The 19,702-nt window shown below is 66.7% G+C and carries 15 protein-coding genes; 7 read left to right on the top strand and 8 right to left on the bottom strand.

Annotated features, from left to right (window positions below):
- The first annotated feature begins 120 nt into the window (after positions 1-120).
- The 3 genes from LL962_RS00455 to LL962_RS00445 all read left to right on the top strand — a co-directional run bounded on the left by LL962_RS00455 (position 121) and on the right by LL962_RS00445 (position 5,872).
- Complete coding sequence (locus LL962_RS00455; protein ID WP_228315489.1) at positions 121-3,828, top strand: indolepyruvate ferredoxin oxidoreductase family protein; 3,708 nt, start codon at positions 121-123, stop codon at positions 3,826-3,828.
- Positions 3,829-3,968: 140 nt separating this feature from the next.
- Positions 3,969-4,598, top strand: coding sequence for a helix-turn-helix transcriptional regulator (locus tag LL962_RS00450; protein WP_228315488.1), 630 nt, complete (start codon positions 3,969-3,971; stop codon positions 4,596-4,598).
- Positions 4,595-5,872 (top strand): type II toxin-antitoxin system HipA family toxin, encoded by a 1,278-nt coding sequence (locus tag LL962_RS00445; RefSeq protein WP_228315487.1) that lies wholly within the window; start codon positions 4,595-4,597, stop codon positions 5,870-5,872. The genes LL962_RS00450 and LL962_RS00445 overlap by 4 nt, the downstream gene beginning before the upstream one ends.
- Positions 5,873-5,923: 51 nt before the next feature.
- On the opposite strand, the gene LL962_RS00440 is transcribed toward LL962_RS00445, so the two are convergent.
- From LL962_RS00440 to egtB, 3 genes are read right to left on the bottom strand one after another with little or no spacing between them, the layout of a single operon-like run.
- Entirely contained in the window at positions 5,924-6,202 is a 279-nt protein-coding gene (locus tag LL962_RS00440) for a DUF3253 domain-containing protein (RefSeq protein WP_228315486.1), read from the bottom strand.
- A gap of 6 nt (positions 6,203-6,208) precedes the next feature.
- On the bottom strand, positions 6,209-7,195 hold the full coding sequence (egtD, locus tag LL962_RS00435; protein WP_228315485.1) for an L-histidine N(alpha)-methyltransferase: 987 nt from the start codon (positions 7,193-7,195) through the stop codon (positions 6,209-6,211).
- Positions 7,192-8,475 (bottom strand): ergothioneine biosynthesis protein EgtB, encoded by a 1,284-nt coding sequence (gene egtB, locus LL962_RS00430; protein WP_228315484.1) that lies wholly within the window; start codon positions 8,473-8,475, stop codon positions 7,192-7,194. Before egtB ends, egtD begins: the two co-directional genes overlap by 4 nt.
- A 71-nt stretch (positions 8,476-8,546) precedes the next feature.
- Here egtB and LL962_RS00425 point away from each other — a divergent pair, with 71 nt between their 5' ends.
- Positions 8,547-9,728 (top strand): aminotransferase class V-fold PLP-dependent enzyme, encoded by a 1,182-nt coding sequence (locus tag LL962_RS00425; RefSeq protein WP_228315483.1) that lies wholly within the window; start codon positions 8,547-8,549, stop codon positions 9,726-9,728.
- Positions 9,729-9,904: 176 nt separating this feature from the next.
- On the opposite strand, the gene LL962_RS00420 is transcribed toward LL962_RS00425, so the two are convergent.
- The 4 genes from LL962_RS00420 to LL962_RS00405 are packed head-to-tail and all read right to left on the bottom strand — an operon-like array spanning position 9,905 to position 13,750.
- Complete coding sequence (locus LL962_RS00420; RefSeq protein WP_228315482.1) at positions 9,905-11,377, bottom strand: ABC transporter permease/substrate-binding protein; 1,473 nt, start codon at positions 11,375-11,377, stop codon at positions 9,905-9,907.
- The gene (locus LL962_RS00415) at positions 11,374-12,111 is read right to left on the bottom strand and encodes an ATP-binding cassette domain-containing protein (protein WP_104588500.1); all 738 of its coding nucleotides are present in this window, start codon (positions 12,109-12,111) and stop codon (positions 11,374-11,376) included. The genes LL962_RS00420 and LL962_RS00415 overlap by 4 nt, the downstream gene beginning before the upstream one ends.
- Positions 12,112-12,159: 48 nt before the next feature.
- Positions 12,160-12,495, bottom strand: a complete 336-nt coding sequence (locus LL962_RS00410) for a calcium-dependent protein kinase 21 (RefSeq protein ID WP_425478195.1) — start codon at positions 12,493-12,495, stop codon at positions 12,160-12,162.
- Between the two features lie 49 nt (positions 12,496-12,544).
- Positions 12,545-13,750 carry a DesA family fatty acid desaturase gene (locus LL962_RS00405; RefSeq protein ID WP_104588499.1) on the bottom strand — a complete coding sequence of 402 codons (1,206 nt, stop codon included), beginning with the start codon at positions 13,748-13,750 and terminating at the stop codon, positions 12,545-12,547.
- Between the two features lie 147 nt (positions 13,751-13,897).
- Between LL962_RS00405 and LL962_RS00400 the strand changes: the two genes are divergently transcribed.
- The 3 genes from LL962_RS00400 to LL962_RS00390 all read left to right on the top strand — a co-directional run bounded on the left by LL962_RS00400 (position 13,898) and on the right by LL962_RS00390 (position 17,143).
- Positions 13,898-14,734 carry an ABC transporter ATP-binding protein gene (locus LL962_RS00400; RefSeq protein WP_104588498.1) on the top strand — a complete coding sequence of 279 codons (837 nt, stop codon included), beginning with the start codon at positions 13,898-13,900 and terminating at the stop codon, positions 14,732-14,734.
- 134 nt (positions 14,735-14,868) lie between these two features.
- Positions 14,869-15,879, top strand: coding sequence for a TIGR00266 family protein (locus tag LL962_RS00395; RefSeq protein WP_104588497.1), 1,011 nt, complete (start codon positions 14,869-14,871; stop codon positions 15,877-15,879).
- Positions 15,880-16,105: 226 nt separating this feature from the next.
- Positions 16,106-17,143 (top strand): patatin-like phospholipase family protein, encoded by a 1,038-nt coding sequence (locus LL962_RS00390; protein WP_228315481.1) that lies wholly within the window; start codon positions 16,106-16,108, stop codon positions 17,141-17,143.
- A gap of 183 nt (positions 17,144-17,326) precedes the next feature.
- Here the strand turns inward: LL962_RS00390 and LL962_RS00385 are convergent, their stop codons facing one another.
- Complete coding sequence (locus tag LL962_RS00385; protein WP_228315480.1) at positions 17,327-19,528, bottom strand: TonB-dependent siderophore receptor; 2,202 nt, start codon at positions 19,526-19,528, stop codon at positions 17,327-17,329.
- Positions 19,529-19,702: the final 174 nt, after the last annotated feature.

Below are 19,702 nucleotides of genomic sequence, written 5' to 3'. Positions count from 1 at the left end.
CCGGCCAGGCGGGTGAAGGCTGGCTGGTACACTTGCCGATGCCGTTTTTGGAACCGTCAGGCGGGTCATGCAGTTTCAGATGACACGTTCAAGGTCCCAGCCACCCTTTCCGGGCACGCCATGACCAGTACCGCTGCACTTTCCTCTCCCGACTCTGCCAACACGCCGGAGCTCGGCCGAGTGGATGCGGACTACACGCTGGAACATAAGTACACGCGCGCCGATGGCCGCATCTATCTGTCGGGCGTGCAGGCGCTGGTGCGGCTGCCCTTGATGCAGCGTCTGCGCGATCAGGCCGCCGGCCTGGACACCGCCGGCTTCGTCAGCGGCTACCGCGGCAGCCCGCTGGGCGGGCTGGACCTGGAGTTGTGGCGCGCACGCAAGCATCTGGAGGCGTCCCGGGTGACCTTCACACCCGGCCTCAACGAGGACCTGGCCGCCACCATGGTCTGGGGCACCCAGCAGACCAACCTGTTCCCCGGCGCGAAAGTGCAGGGCGTGTACGGCATGTGGTACGGCAAAGGGCCGGGCGTGGACCGCAGCGGCGACGTGTTCAAGCACGGCAATGCCGCCGGCACCTCGCCGTTTGGCGGCGTGCTGGCGCTGGCGGCCGACGACCACGCCTGCCGCAGCTCGACCCTGCCGCACGGGTCGGAAGACGAATTCGTCAGCGCGATGATGCCCATCCTCAATCCGGCCGGGGTCCAGGACATCCTGGAGATGGGCCTGCTGGGCTGGGCGATGAGCCGCTACACCGGGCGCTGGATCGGCTTCAAGACCATCGCCGAGACGGTGGAGTCCTCCGCGTCGGTCGAGGTGAATCCGTTCGCGCGCAGCATCGTGCTGCCGGAGGACTTCGCGCTGCCACCGGGCGGTTTGAGCATCCGCTGGCCGGACCCGCCGGTGGATCAGGAAATGCGCCTGCATCGCTATGCGGTGGCGGCCGCGCAGGCATTCGCACGCGCCAACGGCATCGACAAGGTGGTGCTGGATTGCCCGCAGGCACGGCTGGGCATCGTCACCACCGGCAAGAGCTACCTGGACGTGTTGCAGGCACTGGAATACCTGGGCCTGGATGCGCGCGCCTGCGCGCAGATCGGCATCCGCGTCTACAAGGTCGGCATGACCTGGCCGCTGGAACCGCTGGGCATCGGCGCGTTCGCGCGCGGGCTGCAAGATATCGTGGTGGTGGAAGAGAAGAAGGCCTTCATCGAGCGCCAGATGAAGGAGCTGTTCTACAACTGGCCAGCCAGCGCGGGCGCGCGGCCGAGCATCGTCGGCAAGTACGACGAGCAAGGCGCCTGGATCCTGCCCTCCACCGGCGAGCTGACCCCGGCCACCATTGCCGCGGTGATCGGCAAGCGCATCCTGCGCCTGCTGCAGACGAGCACGGTCAATACCGAATCGATCGAGCAGCGCTTGCGCTGGATGGAAGCCAAGGAAGCGGAGATGGCGCTGCCACGGGCGCAGTTCCCGCGCGTGCCGCATTACTGCTCCGGCTGCCCGCACAACACCTCCACCGCGGTACCGGAGGGTTCGCGTGCGCTGGGCGGCATCGGCTGCCATTACATGGTGACGTGGATGAATCGCGCCACCGACACCTTCACCCACATGGGCGGCGAAGGGGTGACGTGGTCGGGGCAGGCGCCGTTCACCGACACGCCGCACGTGTTCCAGAACCTGGGCGACGGCACCTATTTCCACAGCGGCTCGCTGGCGATCCGGCAGTCGGTGGCCACCGGCGTCAACATCACCTACAAGATCCTCTACAACGATGCGGTGGCGATGACCGGCGGGCAGCCGGTGGACGGCACGCTCACCGTGCCCGATATCGCCCACCAGCTGCGTGCCGAAGGCATCCACGAGATCGTGGTGGTCAGCGACGACATCGGCAAGTGGACGCGGCGACGCGACCTTTTTCCTGCCGAGGTCGCATTTCATGATCGTGGCGAACTGGACGCGGTGCAGCAGCATCTGCGCACCGTCAAGGGCGTGTCGATCCTGATCTTCGACCAGACCTGCGCCACCGAAAAGCGCCGCCGCCGCAAGCGCGGCAAGCTCATCGACCCGCCCCAGCGGGTGATGATCAACTCGCTGGTGTGCGAAGGCTGTGGCGACTGCGGCGAGAAGAGTTTCTGCGTATCGGTGCTGCCGAAGGAGACCGAGTTCGGGCGCAAGCGCCAGATCGACCAGTCCAACTGCAACAAGGACTATTCCTGCGTTTCGGGCTTTTGCCCGAGCTTCGTCACCGTGCATGGCGGTGTGCCACGCAAGGGCAAGCAACGCGACGCCAGCGCATTGCTGGAGGCACTGCCTGCGCCGCCACAACGCACGACGCTGGAACAACCCTGGAACATCCTGATCACCGGCGTCGGCGGTACCGGCGTGGTGACCATCGGCGCCTTGCTGGGCATGGCAGGGCATCTGGAGGGCAAGGGCGCCACGGTGCTGGACCAGACCGGCCTGGCGCAGAAAGGCGGCGCGGTGACCACGCATATCCGTATCGCCCGCCGGCCCGACGATATCCACGCGGTGCGCATCGCTGCCGGCGAAGCGGATCTGGTGCTGGGTTGCGACATGGTGGTGGTCAACGATTACTGGGCCTTGTCCAAGGTGCGCGACGGCCGTACCCAGGTGGTGCTCAACACCTATGAGGCGATGCCGGGCACGTTCACCACCCAGCCGGACCTGCAGTTCCCCGCCGCGCAGATCATCGCCGGCGTGCGTACCGCACTGGGTGGGCGCGAGCCGTTGCTGCTGGATGCCACGCAACTGGCCACCGCCCTGCTGGGCGATGCCATCGCCAGCAACCTGTTCGTGCTGGGCTATGCCTGGCAACACGGATTGGTGCCGTTGTCGCATGCGGCGCTGATGCGTGCGATCGAGCTCAATGGCGCCGCCATTGCAATGAACCGGCAGGCCTTCGCCTGGGGCCGCCTGGCGGCGATCGATCTGCCGGCAGTGCAACGCGCCGCGGGCATGGCTGGCGCCGGCATGCCGGCACACCTGCACGGCGATACGCCCGCGGCACGTGCGCCGGGGAGTTGGGAGGAGCACGATCTCAGCGGCCAGAGCGCACCGCGCGCGTTGCCGCAGACCGATGGCGGCACGCTGCATGGCGACGTCGCTGCACCGGCCGCTCCGCTCGACGACGAGCAGCTGGCGCACTCGCTGGACGAGGCCATCGCGCGTCGCGTCGCGTTTCTGACCGACTATCAGGATGCGGCCTACGCGCAGCGTTACCGCGCGTTGATCGAGCGCGTGCGCAGCCACGAGGCGCAACGCGTGCCCGGCAGCAGCGCGCTGACCGAAGCGGTCGCCCGTTACGCCTTCAAGCTGATGGCCTACAAGGACGAATACGAAGTGGCGCGGCTCTACACGCGCGGCGATTTCCAGCGCCGGTTGCAGCAGCAGTTCGAAGGCGACTACACGCTGCGCTTCCATCTGGCGCCGCCGTTGCTGGCGAAGAAGGACGCGCATGGCAATCTGATCAAGCGCGAATACGGGCCATGGATGTTCACTGCCTTCAAGCTGCTGGCACGGCTGAAGTTCCTGCGCGGTGGCAAGCTCGACGTGTTCGGCTACACCGCCGAGCGGCGCGGCGAACGCCAGTTGATCGTCGAGTACCTCGCCACGGTGGAGCTGTTGCTGGAACGCCTGGATGCCGACAACGTGGGCCTGGCCGCGCAGATCGCCAGCATTCCGGAACACATCCGTGGCTACGGCCATGTCAAGCATGCGCACCTGCAGGAAGCCAAGGCACGCGAAGCCGCGCTGCTGGCGCAGTGGCGCAATCCGAAGGCGTTGCACGTGGTGCAGACGGCTTGATGTCGGCGAACGATGATATTTGATTGATGTCATCGTTCGACTACATTTCTGGGGTTTGATCGGCTGGGGGGCGGATTGACGTGCCGATGTAAGCGATTGGCGACATTGCGCAAATGTCGTCGATCGCTTACATTATAGCCATGGATACTGCCCGCACTCCCTCCGATGTCGGCAACATCATCCGCGCCAGGCGCAAACGCCTGGGCTGGGATCAGGCTCGCCTGGCCCACGAAATCGGCGTGAGCCGGCAATGGATCGTCGATATCGAAAAAGGCAAGCCGCGCGCGGAGCTGCAGCTGATCCTACGCGCGCTGCAGGCGCTGGGGCTGGAGTTGATGCTGGGCCCGAGCGCTGCTCAGGTTCCGCCGGTGAATGCGCCTGATGGCGGCACCCTGACACCGATCGATCTCGACGCGATCATTGAACACAACCGGTCCAATTCACGATTGGGAACGAATGTTCTCAATGCGTTCAACAACAATATCTTCGAGAATCAATTCTCCTCGCTCGATCGGCCGAAAAACACCGGCTTGCATGGACCATTCCCGGCAACGGATGCTTTAAAACAGTCTCCGGCGCAGGCAGCATCGGCAGCATCGGCAGCAGCCCTGAATCACTATTCCTCGATGGTCGATGCGCCAAATGAAAGAAATTTGGTGAGTGAGCCGCTGCAAAAGCAGTTTCCCGCGCTTGATCGTCCGAAGATTGGCCAGACAACGAAAATGCCCAGGGTTAGATCGACATCTTTAAAAAAGAAGGGCGATCCGTGAGACTGGTCGCGCTGATCGAAAATCAGGTGATCGGCCATCTGGCGTCCGGCCCGCATGGGCATCCACGATTCACCTACGCGCCGGACTGGCAGCAATCGAAAAGTGCGATACCGCTGTCGTTGAACCTTCCCCTCAGCAAGGAGCATCACCCGACCGAGGCGGTCAGTGCAGTGCTGTGGGGCCTGCTGCCAGACAACGAAGCCACCTTGCAACGCTGGGCCTCCAGGTTCCAGGTTTCGCCGCGCAATCCGCTCGCCCTGTTGTCGCACGTCGGCGAGGATTGCGCCGGTGCGGTGCAGTTCGTCACCGAGGCCAGGCTCGAGGATGTGCTATCCGGCGCCAGCGATGGCATCGAACCGCTCACCGATGGCGAACTGGAAGCACGCTTGCGCAGGCTGCGCCAGGATGTCGGTGCAGCGCGCCAGGTCGATGACGTCGGTCAGTTCAGCCTGGCCGGTGCCCAGGCCAAGATCGCCCTGCTGCACGATGGCCAGCAGTGGGCCATCCCGGCTGGGCGCATCCCAACCACACATATCCTCAAACCACCGAGTGGCGAGTACGACGGATTCGTCGAGAACGAGCTGTTCTGCCTGCGCCTGGCGCGCAGTATCGGTCTGCCCACCGCAGCCGCCCAGGCGCTGCGCGTCGGCGCTGAAACCGCCATTTGCGTCAAACGTTACGACCGCATCCCTGTTGACGGAGTGCTGCTGCGCATCCACCAGGAAGATACCTGTCAGGCGCTGGGGGTGATGCCGCACATCAAGTATCAGAACCAGGGCGGTCCTGGGGTGGAGGCGATCTCACAACTCTTGTGGACGCACTCGTCGCAACCGCGGCAAGACGTCGAAACCCTGTTCCAGGCCCTGGTCTTCAATTACCTGATCGGCGGCACCGATGCGCATGCGAAGAACTATTCGCTGTTGCTCGGCCAACACCGGCAGGTCCGGTTGGCGCCGTTGTACGACCTTTCCAGCGCTCTGCCGTATCCGCAGCTGCAACAGCGCAAACTCAAGATGGCGATGAGCATCGGCAGTCATTATCGCTGGTGGGACATCCGTCCAAGCGACTGGATGCGGGTCGCCAGCACATTGCGCCTGGATGCATCTGAGTGCCTTGCATGGATGCGCTGGACCGTCAGCGCCCTGCCCGATCGAGCGCAGGAACTGCTTACCGAGCTTTCGCGGGAAGGCCTTGCGCACCCGGTCCTGAATGTCCTGGTGGGAGAAATTACAGGCGCATGCAGCCGCCTGTGCAAGTTGTTGCCGTCGGGTTGATCCGTTCGATACCGCCATACATGGCGGATGGCGTCTCCAAGCGGCCGCGCATCAGGCGAAACGCGGCCCGCGCATCAGGCGAATCGGTCCGCATGCGGAGGCAAGGTCCACGGTTCGCCCCTGCTGGGTGATGCGCACCAGACCCTTGCCCGCGGCGTCGGCGGCAACCGCGCGCACCCGCGGCATCAAGGCACGCCACACCGCCACGTCATCGCTCAGCGCGCGCGCAACGTCCGAAGGACAGATCGAGTGCTGCGGCTGCCGCTGTGCGAGCAGCTGCCGCATGACCGCGACAATCTGCGCATCGGCCGGCTGCTGCGCGCTGGACACTTGCGCCTACGCAGGGCGCAGCAGGCGCAGTCCGAACCAGTCCTTGGCATCGTTCCAGCCATGGGTGACCTTGAGGCCAGCCGCGGCGGCGAGTTCGGCGAAGCGCGCATCGGTGTACTTGTAGCTGTATTCGACCTGCATCGCCTCGCCTTCGGCAAAGCCGAATTCCTGCCCGCCGACGTTTACGCGCTGGTCGCGCTGGCTGATCAGGAAGGTTTCGATACGGCCGCGATCGCGCGCGTACACCGCATGGTGACGGAAGCCGGCAAGATCGAAATCGCTGCCGATCTCGCGGTTGAGTCGCGCCAGCAGGTTCAAGGTGAACTCGGCGGTGACGCCTGCCGCATCGTTGTAGGCCGCTTCGATCAGCCTGGTGTCCTTGTCCAGATCGATACCGATCAACGCGCATCCATCGCTGCCCATGGTCTGGCGCATCGCGTCCATCAAGGCGATGGCAGCGGTATCGGTGAAATTGCCCAGCGTCGAGCCGGGGAAGAACACCAGGTGCCGGCGCGCGCGACGTTGCGCATCGGGTAGCCGCAACGGCTTGGTGAAGTCGGTGCACACCGGCAGCATCTGGATCTGCGGAAACTGCTGCGCCAGCCGTGCGGTGCTCTCCAGCAGCGCGGTGCGCGAAATCTCCAACGGTGTGTAAGCCACCACATCGCGCAGGCCCTGCAGCAGCAGTTCGGTCTTGCGACCGCTGCCGCTGCCGTACTCCACCACGTGCACGCTGGCGCCGATGGCCTGGGCGATCGACGGCATGCTGGTCTCCAGCAGCGCCAGCTCGGTGCCGGTGAGGTAGTACTCCGGCTGCCGGGTGATGGCTTCGAACAACTGCGAGCCGCGCGCATCGTAGAAATACTTGGACGGCAAGGTCTTGGGCGTCTGCGACAGCCCGGCCAGGGCATCGGCGGTGATGTCGTCCGGCTGCGGACGCAGGTCGGTCAGCGCGGCATGGGCGCGTTGCATGGCATGGGCGGCAGCGTTCACGGCAGATCCTTGGCAAGGCGCACGCCGGCGAACTGCCAGCGCGCATCGGAGGGAAAGAAGTTGCGATAACTGGCGCGCATGTGGCTGGACGGCGTGGCGCAGCTGCCGCCACGCAGCACCCACTGCGCGTTCATGAATTTGCCGTTGTATTCGCCCAGCGAACCGGGCCACGGTACGAAACCCGGATACGGCAGGTACGCGCTGCCGGTCCACTCCCAGACATCGCCAAACAGTTGCTGCAGGCCGGTATCCACGGCCTGTGCGCCGCGCGGATGCAAGGCATCGCTGTCGACGAAATTGCCTTGCACCGGCATCCCGGCGGCGGCCAGCTCCCACTCGGCTTCGGTTGGCAGGCGCGCACCGGCCCAGCGTGCGAAGGCATCGGCCTCGAACAGGCTCAGGTGGCAGACCGGCGCATGCGGATCGCGTGCGCGCCAGCCATCCAGGGTGAACTCGCGCCCGTCCGTATCCCAGTACAGCGGATGCTGCCAGCCTTGCGCCTGCACCATGGCCCAGCCATCGCTGAGCCAGGCTCCGGCGGTGCGATAGCCGCCATCGTCGACGAACTGCTGGAATTCGGCATTGCTGACCACGCGATTGGCCAGCGCATGTGCACCGACCAGCACACGATGGCGCGGCGACTCGTTGTCGTAGGCGAAGTGCTCGCTGTGCGGCCAGGAAGGCGCGCCGATTTCCGCAATCTGCTCGTCGCGTGCCTGCCAGCGCAGTGCGCTGCCGGCTGCACGCGGCGCATCGTGCCTGTCGCGATAGGCCGGCTGCAACGGATTGCTCCAGAGCGCGTGCTTGATATCGGTCAGCAGCAGCTCCTGGTGCTGTTGTTCGTGCTGAATGCCCAGCTGCACGATGGTGCGGGCCTGCGCATCGAGCGTGCCATCGCGCAGGCGCAGTTGCATGCGCGTATCTACCGCTGCGCGGTAGTCACGCACCTGCTGCAACGACGGACGCGACAGGACACCGCGACGCGCGCGTGCATGCATCGGGCCCACGCTCTGGTAGTAGCTGTTGAACAGGAAATCCCAGGCCGGATCGAAGACGCGATAGGCCGGATCGGCCTGCAACACGAACCGTTCGAAGAACCAGGTGGTATGTGCCAGATGCCACTTGCTGGGGCTGGCATCGGGCATGCTCTGCACCATCGCGTCTTCGGCGCTCAGGGGTGCGGCAAGGCGGTCGCTCAGCGCGCGGGTCTGCGCATAGCGTTCCAACAGACCAGGCTGCTGGTGCTGGCGGTCGACCAGCAAGGGTGAGAGTGCAGACATCGCCGTATGCTTGGGGAGCGCCTGTGAACGTGCCGTGTCGGCGCGGTGGCAGCTGGCGGTAAGCTTTACGCATGTCATCGTCGATGTTGTCCAGCCCGCTCCCCGCTCCACTGGAGTGGGCACACCGCCAGCAGGCGTTTGCGCTCCCCGGTGAGGTCGTTTATCTGGACGCCGCCTCGCGCGGCCCGTTGCTGCGCGCGGTCCAGTCCGTCGCGCATCAGGCCGTGGATGCGCTGGCCACACCATGGCGCCTGTCCTTCGATGCGTGGTTGCTGCAGCTCGAACAGCTGCGTGGGCTTGCCGCCGGCTTGTTCGATCACGACGCCGAGGCGCTGGCCGTGCTGCCATCGGCTGCGCATGGTCTGGCCACTGCGGCGCGCAACCTGCCGTTGCAACGCGGCGATGCCGTGTTGGTGCTGGAAGGACAGTTTCCGTCCAATTTGCTGGTCTGGCAGCGCCGCTGCGCCGAGGTGGACGCGCGGATCGTCGCGGTGCCGGCCACGCCCGGTGTTGGATTGACCGATGCGGTGCTGCACGCCATTGCCCAGACACCAGCATTGCGCATCGCCAGCCTGCCGCAGGCGTATTGGCTGGATGGCCGGCAACTGGATCTGGACCGCATCAGCGCCGCGGTGCATGCGCGCGGTGCGGCGCTGGTGCTGGACCTGAGCCAGAGCCTGGGCGTGTTGCCCACCGATCTGCCGCGCTGGAAACCGGAGTTCGTGGTCAGTGTGGGCCACAAGTGGCTGCTGGGGCCGATGGGCCTGGCCTGGCTGTGGGCGGCGCCGCACTGGCGCGCCCATGGCGTCCCGATCGAAGAGCACTGGATTGGCCGCGATGCCGGCAGCAGCTGGGAATTTCCGGTTGCGCAGGCGCCGCAGTATCGCGATGGCGCACGCCGCTTCGATGCCGGCGGCGTGGCCGACCCACTGCGTATTGCGATGGCGACGGCGGCGTTGCAGCAGGTCATGGCCTGGCAACCGGCGCGCATTGCGCAGGCATTGGGTGCGCTCACCGCGCAGTGGGATACCGCCCTGCAGGCGCGTGGGCTGGGCGACTGGTGCACGCCCGGACATGCGCCGCATCTGACCGCCCTGCAGCCGCCCGCCGCTGCGCTGGATGCGGTGGCAGCGACGCTCGGCGCACTCGGGGTGATCTGCACGCGCCGGCACGGGCGCTTGAGGATCGCGCCGCATTTGCATGTCACCGAACACGCGCTGGAACGGGTGATTGCCGCGCTGCCGAACGGATGATGCGGCGCGCGCCGCGTTCCACGGTCGATACACTGCGCCAGGGCCCCTCATCCGCCCTTCGGGCACCTTCTCCCGCAAGCGGGAGAAGGAGGGTGACTCACGCAAGTGGGAGGAGGAGTGACTCACGCAAGTGGGAGGAGGAGTGACTCACGCAAGTTGGAGAAGGAAATGACAGCTTACCGCTGCTGGCTGATCCGCAAACCGCGCGGCGTGACCCAGCGCTCCAGACCTTCGAACACCGCCTGCACCAGCAAGGCCAGCACCGCGGCCGGAATCGCGCCTTCCAGGATCAGGCCAAGATCGTCCAGGCGGATGCCGGTGAGGATCGGCTGGCCGTAGCCGCCTGCGCCGATCAGCGCGCCCAGGGTGGCGGTACCGACATTGATCACCGCAGCGGTCTGGATGCCGGCCACGATCGTGCGGCGTGCCAACGGCAGTTCGATGCGCCACAACCGCGTCCATGTCGGCAGGCCGATCGCTTCGGCGGTCTGGCGCAACTCGCGCGGGATCGAGCTCAGCCCGGCATGCGTATTGCGCACGATCGGCAACAGGCTATACAGGAACAGCGCCGCAATCGCCGGCTTGGCGCCGATACCGAACAGCGGAATCATGAAGACGAACACCGCCAGCGACGGCAGGGTCTGCAGTACACCGGTCAGCGACAGCACCACCTGGCCCAGCCGTGGTCGGCGTGCCGCCAGCACGCCCAACGGCAGGGCGATCAGCAAGGCGAACCCCAACGAGCTTCCGACCAGCGCCAGGTGTTCGCGGGTGTGGCGCCATAACCGGCTGATGCGCGAGTCGATGTTCGAGACAGGCTTCACGCCCAGCCATTGCGCGGCCACCGCGGCTTCGCTCTTGCGCTCCAGCTTCACCTGCGCATTGAGTTGCTGCATGGTTGCTTCGTCGATGCGTCCCTGCAGGCCTTGCAGGGCCTGCAACATCTTCGGTGCGCGTTGCGCCAGATCCTTGCGGTACAGGAACACCGCCTGGTAGTCGGGAAAGTAGTGGCGGTCGTCGCGCAAGACCTGCAGCCGGTAATACGCAATCTCCGCATCGGTGCTGTACAGATCGGTGACCTCGATGGCGCCGCTGTGCAGCGCGCGATAGGCCAGGTCGTGATCCAGTCCGGTGGCGGTCTGCGGCAAGGCATAGGCGGCGCGCACGCCAGGCCAGCCGTCGGCACGCTGCATGAACTCGTTGCTCAGGCCGATCTTCAACGCCGGGTGGCGTACCAGCTCCGACAGCGTGCTGATGCCCAGTGCCTGCGCGCGTTCGCGACGCATGCCGAATGCATAGGTGTTCTGGAAACCCAGCGACTGCGTCATCGCCAGCCCGCGTGCGTCCAGTGCGGTGCGCAGCGCTTCCTGGCGGGCCTTGGGCAGTTGCAGCAGTTCCTGCGCCAGGGTGCCGGTGTATTCGGCATAGGCATCGATCTGCCCGGTCTCCAGCGCGCGCCACAGGATGCGGGTGCCGCCGAGCTGGGCGCGATGCTGCACATCCACCCCGTCGCGCTTGCCGGCGGCGGTGGCGATCTCGCCCAGGATCACTGCTTCGGTGAAGTTCTTCGAGCCGATGGTGACCTGCGTGGCCTGCACGCCGAGGCTGCACAGCAGCAACATCGTGGCGACGAGTACACGCGCCATCATGCGGCGTCGCCGATGCTGCGCTGGGCAGTGAGAAAGCGATGCACGAAGGGCTCGGCCGGGTGCTCGAGCAGACTGCGCGCAGTGCCCTGTTGCAGCACCCGACCGGCACGCATCAGCACCAGGGTATCGGCCAGATACGCCGCCTCGGCCACGTCGTGAGTGACCAGCACCACGGTCTTGCCGAGCTGGACGAACAGTTCGCGCATCTGTGCCTGCAGGTCGTAACGCACGATGGGATCGAGCGCGCCCAGTGGCTCGTCGAGCAGCAGGGCCGGCGGGTCCAGCATCAGCGCGCGGATCAGGCCCACCCGCTGCCGCTGACCGCCCGAGAGCTGGGCCGGGTAGCGCGCCAGCAGCTCCGGCGGCAGCTGGCACAGTGCGCACAGCGTCTGCAGGCGCGCGTCGATGCGCTCGCGCGTCCATCCCAGCGTCTGCGCCAGCAACGCCACGTTGCTGCGCGCATCCAGATGTGGGAACAGCCCGCCCTCCTGGATCACATAGCCGATGCGCTGGCGCTGTGCCTGCAGCCGCTGGCGTTGCAGTGGCGTGCCATCGAAGACGACCGTGCCACTGTCGGGCCAGTCCAGCCCGACCAGCATGCGCAACACGGTGGACTTGCCGGCGCCGCTGGGACCGATCAATGCCGTCGTGACACCGCTGGCGAACGTCAGCGTGACGTCGTCCAGTGCGATGGACTGGCCGTAGCGGCGGCTGACCCGATCGAGAGTGAACATGCGCTCGAGCTTGCCGAAAACGCCGTCAGCCGGGCGCGAAGGCGCGCATCAGCGGGGTGGCGCCAACAATTCGCGCGCGCTCAGAAACCCGTCGCCGTTGGCATCCTGCCGCGCGAAGCGCTCGATCAAGGTGGCGCGGTGCGCAGCGCGGGTGATCGGCTTGCCGCGTCGCCCCGGCAACTCCTCGCCCTGCAGCACGCCATCGTGATCGGTATCGCGCTGATCGAAGGCGTAGCTCATCCAGGCCAGATACTCGTCGCGGCTGACGCGTCCATCGCCGTCGGTGTCCATGCGCTTGAGATAGTCCTGGCTGTCCTGCACCTGCGCCTGCAGCGCGGGCGTGCACGCGCCGACCAGGCAGGCCGCAGCCAGCGCGCGCCACACCCTGCGGCGGCTCCGGCACGCGCTGGCCACGCCCGGGACCTTGCCGACCTCAGACCGCACTCAGCGCATACCCCTTGAGCCGCGCGGCGTAGGCCTGCAGCGCGGCGTTGCCGCTGGCCTCGGCCTCATGGCACCACTGCTGCAATTGCCTGAGCCGCTCGGAGGCGTCGTGACTGCGCGCTTCCAGCACTGCGGTCAGACGCGCGCGATAGTCGATCAGGGTGCGCATCCGCGGGCGCTGCGCCACCCAGGCCTGCAGTTGCGCGCGTGCATCCGGCTTGAGCCAGCGGCCGTCGTCGACCAGGCCCTTGCGCAGGCGCCGCGGCAACAGCTCGCGCAGCTTGGCGCCGGTGGCGGCCGCCTCCTCGCGCAGTGCCGGCTTGAGCACATTGCGCTGGTAGTCGGTCATGGCCTGGAAACGATGCGACAGCAGGGCCTTGAGCGTGTCGGCATCGGGCACGGCGATGTTGGGGCGGATGTCCAGCGATGGCGCCACCCGCAGCACCTTGGCAAGACCCAAGGCCTGCAGGCCGACAATGGCGATCCAGCCGATGTCCAGCTCCCAGCGCCGCATCGAGAACCGCGCCGAACTGGGGAAGGCATGGTGGTTGTTGTGCAGCTCTTCGCCACCGATCCACAGCGCCCACGGCGTGAGGTTGGTGGAGGTATCGGCCGATTCGAAGTTGCGGTAGCCCCACCAGTGGCCCAGCCCGTTGACCACGCCGGCCGCCCAGAACGGAATCCACGCCATCTGGATCGCCCACAGCGCAACGCCCGGCAAACCGAACAGCACGACATTGATCACTCCCAGCGCGATCGGGCCGGCGTTGGCGTGCGGCGTATATAGATGCCGTTCGATCCAGTCGGCAGGCGTGCCCTTGCCGTATTGCGCGATGTCGGCACGCTCGGCGCGCGCCTGGCGATACAGCTCCACGCCGCGCCAGAACACCTGGCCGATGCCCTTGGTCTGCGGGCTGTGCGGATCCTCGTCGGTCTCGACCTTGGCGTGGTGCTTGCGATGGATCGCCACCCACTCGCGGGTGATCATCGAGGTGGTGAGCCAGGTCCAGAAGCGGAAGAAGTGCGCCAGCACCGGATGGAAATCCACGCCGCGGTGCGCCTGGCTGCGGTGCAGGTACAAGGTCACCGCGAAGATGGTGAGCTGGGTGAACACCAGCAGCACCACAAGCATGCCCCACACGCCCAGGCCGGCCACGCCGGAGGTCAGGAAGTCGATGATCGGGTCGGGCAACATCGGCAATTCCACGGCGGCGGTATCTCGTTGGTCGGTGCAGACATGATGGGGGCGATCGCGGCAAACTTCACCCTGCGCAAGCGTAGGGTGATGCCCACATCGCCAAGCGGTTCACACGATTTCTTCCACTGCCCGACATTGTTGCGTATGACTGTTGCTGTCTCTGTTTCCACCGCCGCTGCGGACGCCGCCGCCTTGATCGAACTCGACCAGGCAAGCGTGATGCGCGGCCAGGTGCGGGTGCTGCATGCCTTGTCCCTGCGCATCGCGCTGGGGCAGCACACCGCGATCCTCGGGCCCAACGGCTGCGGCAAGTCGTCCTTCATCAAACTGATCACCCGCGAGTTGTATCCGCTGGCGCGCGGCGATGGCCAGGCAGCGGTGAAGGTGCTGGGGCAGACGCGCTGGCAGGTGGATCGGCTGCGCTCGCAGCTGGGCATCGTCACCGCCGATCTGAGCGTCAACCTGGCCGACATGCCGGGGCTGGATGTGGAAAGCGCGGTGCTGTCGGGGTTCTTCGCCAGCTACGTGGTGCCGCCGCACCGCGAGATCGACGACGGCATGCGCGCACGTGCGCGCGAGGCGCTGGCGCTGGCGCGCGCCCTGCCGCTGCTGGACCGGCCGTTCGCCGAGTTGTCGGCCGGCGAGACGCGCCGGGTGCTGATCGCCCGCGCCCTGGTCAATCGCCCGCAGGCGCTGTTGCTGGACGAGCCTTCCACCGGCCTGGATCTGGTCGCGCGCCAGCACCTGCTCGACACCATGCGACATCTCGCCCAGCAGGGCATCACGCTGGTGCTGGTGACCCATCACATCGAAGAGATCGTGCCCGAGATCGCGCGGGTGATCCTGCTCCGCGCCGGCAAGGTGGTGGCCGATGGCAGCCGCGATGCCCTGCTGACCGATGCCAGCCTGTCGGCGGTGTTCGACGGCCCGGTGCGCGTGCAGCGCGATGGCGAACGCTATTGGGCAACGGTCGGCGCATGACGCGGTGATCGTCGCCATACGCTGCGTGCCACCGCAACCGGCCCGGCTGCGGCCCGCCATGACCTTGGACACGGGACGCGGCGGCCGGCGCTGCCGCTAGACTCGGCGCACACACGCAGACAGGAGTCGTTCCGATGGCCCAGTGGTATTTCCATGTTCCCGGACAGGCCGACCGTATCGGCCCACTCGACGATGCCAGTGCCCGCGCCCATGCCCAGCGCCAACCCGATGCATTGGCCTGGCGCGAGGGCCTGGAGGGCTGGACCCCGGCACGGCAACTGGCCGAGCTGCAAGGCGGCGGCAGTGCGCCGCCGCCGCTGACCGGCACGGCCGGGCGCGCCGACGAGATCGATTACCGCATCGTCGGCAACGACATGCAGTTCGTCGAAGTGGAGCTGGACCCGGGCGAGAGCGCCATCGCCGAGGCCGGTGCGCTGATGTACAAGGATGCGGCCGTGCAGATGGACACCGTGTTCGGCGATGGCTCGCACGCTGGCCAGAGCGGCGGCAGCGGATTGATGGGCAAGCTGTTGTCGGCCGGCAAGCGCGTGGTCACCGGCGAAAGCCTGTTCACCACCGTGTTCACCCACGCCGGCAGCGGCAAGGCCAAGGTGGCGTTCGCCGCCCCCTACCCCGGCACGGTGCTGGCGCTGCGCCTGTCCGAACACGGCGGCCAGCTGATCTGCCAGAAGGACAGCTTCCTGGCCGGCGCGCGCGGGGTGGCACTGGGTATCGCGTTGCAGAAGAAAATCCTCACCGGCCTGTTCGGCGGCGAAGGCTTCATCATGCAGAAGCTCGAAGGCGACGGCTGGGTGTTCGTGCACGCCGGCGGCACCGTGGTGGAACGCGAACTGGGCCCCGGCGAGCGGATCGACGTGGACACCGGCTGCGTGGTCGCCTATCACGCCGGCGTGGACATGGACGTGCGCCGCGTGGCCGGCCTGAAGAGCATGTTCTTCGGCGGCGAAGGCGTGTTCCTGGCCACCCTCACCGGCCCGGGCAAGGTATGGCTGCAGTCGTTGCCGTTCTCGCGCATGGCCGGGCGCATGCTGCAGGCTGCCCCCCAGGCCGGCGGCCAGCAACGCGGCGAAGGCTCGGTGCTGGGCGGTCTCGGGCGGTTGCTGGATGGCGACAACCGGTTTTGAGTGCTGGCCGGCGTGGCGGTTCGGCGCGCACTCCGGTGCGAGCGGGTTGTGTGTTCGTCGTCGGGAACGCCCCCATCCGCCCTTCGGGCACCTTCCCCCGCGCGCGGGGGAAGGAGATGCACCGCGTCGATGTCTGCACGCTGCAGGAAGATCGGCTCCCATCCGGATCAGCCTCCGTTTGCGCGACGCGTGTATTCTGCCTCGCCTTTCCCGAGACGTTTTCGCCATGACTGCGCTCCGCCGCTCCCGCTCGCTCACGCTGCTGTCCCTGCTCGGTCTGCTCTCGGCCTGCGGTGGCGAGCCGCGCGCGGCTGCACCGGCACCGGTCGTGCAGCCCCCCGCCGCCGCTGCGCCCAAGCCGGTGAAGATCGGCATCGCGCTCGGTGGCGGTGCGGCCAAGGGGTTTGCACACATCGGCGTGATCAAGATGCTGGAGGCCAACGGATTCGCGCCGGTGGTGGTGTCCGGCACCAGCGCCGGCAGCGTGGTCGGTGCCTTGTATGCCAGCGGCATGGACGCGTTCCAGATGCAGGAAAAAGCCGTGGCGCTGGACCAGACCAGCATTCGCGATGTGCGGCTGTTGTCCGGCGGCCTGGTACAGGGGCAGAAACTGCAGGATTACGTCAATGCGCAACTCGGCGGCAAGCCCATCGACAAGTTGCGCAAGCCGTTCGCCGCGGTGGCCACCCGCCTGGAAGATGGTGAGCGAACCGTCTTCGTGCGCGGCAATGCCGGCCAGGCGGTGCGCGCGTCCAGCAGCATCCCCGGTGTGTTCGAGCCGGTGACCATCGGCAAGTACCACTTCGTCGACGGCGGCGTGGTCAGCCCGGTGCCGGTGGATGCCGCGCGCCAGCTGGGCGCCGAGTTCGTGGTGGCAGTGGATATCTCCAGCAAGGCCAGCGGCAAGAATCCGGGCGATCTGCTCGGCACGGTGAATCAATCGATTTCGATCATGGGCCAGCGCCTGGGCGAAGCCGAACTCAAGCGCGCCGACGTGGTGATTCGCCCCAAGGTCAGCGATATCGGCTCGGCCGACTTCAACCAGCGCGGCACCGCGATCCTGGAAGGCGAACGCGCAGCGATGGCGGCGATGCCGCAGATCCGCGCCAAGGTCGCGCAGTTGCAGGCCGCGCGCAGCAGCGCGGTGCGCAACGCCGCCGAGCAGGCCGCCGCGGCCAAGCAGCAGGCCTATCAGCGCTGCCTGGAGCAGCGCTCGCGCTGGGACAAGTTGCGCGGCAAGGACGAGGACTGCGTGGCGCCGTGATGGCTGCAGCGGCCTGGTTCATCGGGAAAGCATCGCGGCCGGGGCCGCTCCTACGAAGAGCCAGCGCATCTTTCCGCGGCGCTCCGCGAGCCCACACGCCTTCGACAGCCCGAAGCCGCCCCCTGTCGGAGCGGCCCTGGCCGCGATGCGTCACCGATAGTCACGCAGCGTCGGCGACAGCTCTCAATACCGCCAGCGCAGCGACACGCTGACGAAGCGCGGTTCGCCGTAGTTCTGGTAGTCCAGATTTGCCCAATAGGTCTTGTCGAATGCGTTGCGCACCGCCAGCGTGGCGGTCCACTGCTCGCTGATGCGGTAGTTGGCGTTGAAGTGCACCAGCGCGTACGGGTTCTGCACCACGGTGACCGGCGTGGTGGCGCCGCTGCCGTCGCCGGTGGGGCGCGCGATGTTGAAGCCGCGCACCGCGCTCTGCCAGCTCACGCCGCCGCCGATGCTCAGCCGGTCCCACGCGCCCGGCAGGCGCCACTGGGTGGAGAGCTGCAGATAGTCCTCCGGCAGATTGGCGTAGATCGCATCAGTGGGCGCGCGGGTGACCTTGACGTGGGTGTAGCCGGCGTTGACGGTCCAGCCGGGCAGCACTTCGCCGTTGAAGTCCACTTCCCAGCCGCGGCTCTTGGTACCGTTCACGCCGACGAAGGCCGAGGTGCCGTCCGGCAGCGAGCCTTCCGGCTGGGTCATGTCGCGCACCGCGAAGTTGTCCTGCCTGGCCTCGAACACCGCGGCGGTGGCCATCGCACGGCCATCAAGCAACTGCGCCTTGATGCCGGCCTCCAGGTTGGATCCCTCCACCGGGGCGAGCAGGTTGTTGTCCTTGTCGCGGTAATTCTGCGGATTGAAGATCTCGGTGTAGCTGGCATACACCGAGACGTCGGGCACGATGTCGTAGACCAGGCCCACATAAGGGGTGACTTCATCGCTCACTTCGTAGCGGCCGCTGGTACCGGTGTAGACACCGGCGGCATTGAAGGCCTGGGTGCGGGTTTCCCACGCACTCAGGCGCGCGCCGGCGATCAGTGACAGCGGGTCGGCCAGGCGAAACCGCGTGGAGGCATACACACCGCGCTGAGTGGTCCGCGCTTCGTTGCGGCGGCCGGTGCGTGCATAGGTCACTTCGGAGATGTCGCCATCCCAGTTGCGGATGTTCGGGATGAAATAGCAGCGCTCGCGCACGCCGGTGGGGCTGGTGCAGGTGGCCCAGTCGGCGGGATAGGTCTGCGCGGTGGGATAGGCGGTGGACTGCAGATCCTGCCAGCTGCCGCCGATCACCACGTCGTGCTGACGGCCGAACAGCGAGAACCCACCGGACAGATACACGTCCACGCTATCGCGTGCGTCTTCGGTCTCGCCGGCCGCGGTGCGCAGGAACACGCCGCTGCCATCGGCTGCCGGGTAGCCGATGCCGTAGACGCGCATGTTCTGCACCTGGCCCTTGGTGTGCGCGTAGTTGACGCGCAACAGCCAGTCCTCGCCGACGCGCTGTTCGAGATTGGCGAACGCCGTACTGGTTTCGCGCTGCCAGCGCGTCCATTTCGGTGCCATGTTGGTCGAGCGCGCCAGGTTGGCGAACGTGCCGTCGGCCGCGAAGAACGGCACCGTGCCCCAGGTCGAACCGACCGGGGTGTTGTCCTGGCGCTGATAGCCGACGGTGAGCGTGGTGGTCTCGGTCAGGTCGCCTTCCAGCACCGCCATGCCGGACATTTTGCTGTCGTGATAGCGGTCGTAGTAGTAATCGCGGTCCTGCCAGGCAGCCACCACGCGGCTGCGGAAGCGCCCGTCATCGGTCAGCGGCGCATTGACATCGGCCTGCATGCGGCGGAAATCCCAAGTGCCCGCACTGACCGCGAACGACGCATCGAAGTCCTTGCCAGGACGCTTGCGCAGCAGGTTCACCGTGGCCGAGGGAATGCCCGCACCGGTGAGCAGGCCATTGGCACCGCGGATCACTTCGATGCGGTCGTAGAAGACCGTGTCGTATTCCTGGTTGGTGGCGCCGCTGTAGGTGGGCAGGCCGTCGACCTGGAAGTCGGTGATCTGGAAACCGCGTGCGAAGTACAGCGGGCGCTGGGTGTCGTAGAACGAGACGTTGACGCCAGTGACGTTGCGCATCACGTCGTCGATGCTGAACAGCGATTGTTCTTCCAGCCGCTGCAAGCCGATCACGCTGACCGATTGCGGCGTTTCCTGCAGGGTCAGCGGTAGGCGCGTGGTGGTGGCCGGCTGCGCGCGGCTCACCGTGCCGTTGACGTTGACCTGATCCAGGGTGGTGGCATCGGCAGCGTCGGCAGCATGGACGGACGGCGCCAGCTGCAGCGCGCACAGCAGGGCGACAGACAACGTGGTCGGCGAAAGCGTGGTCACGGGCATCGGTTTCTCATCGAACGGAGGCGCACGCCATGCGTGGCCAATGAAGTGCGGTCCTGGGTCGGCATCCTGCTCAGGCGACGGCTGGCTGGCCTGGCGAGGCTGGCGGATCGACGAGACGGATGTGGCCGACAACCGCCTGAAGTTATGCAAATGTAAATCGTTATCGTTTGATGG

Origin of the sequence: Xanthomonas sp. NCPPB 1067 (assembly GCF_020783795.1) — a bacterium.
In the GTDB taxonomy this organism is placed as follows: Bacteria; Pseudomonadota; Gammaproteobacteria; order Xanthomonadales; family Xanthomonadaceae; genus Xanthomonas; species Xanthomonas melonis.
Note: the sequence above shows the minus strand (reverse complement) of the source record. Positions and strands in the feature narration are given on the sequence as shown.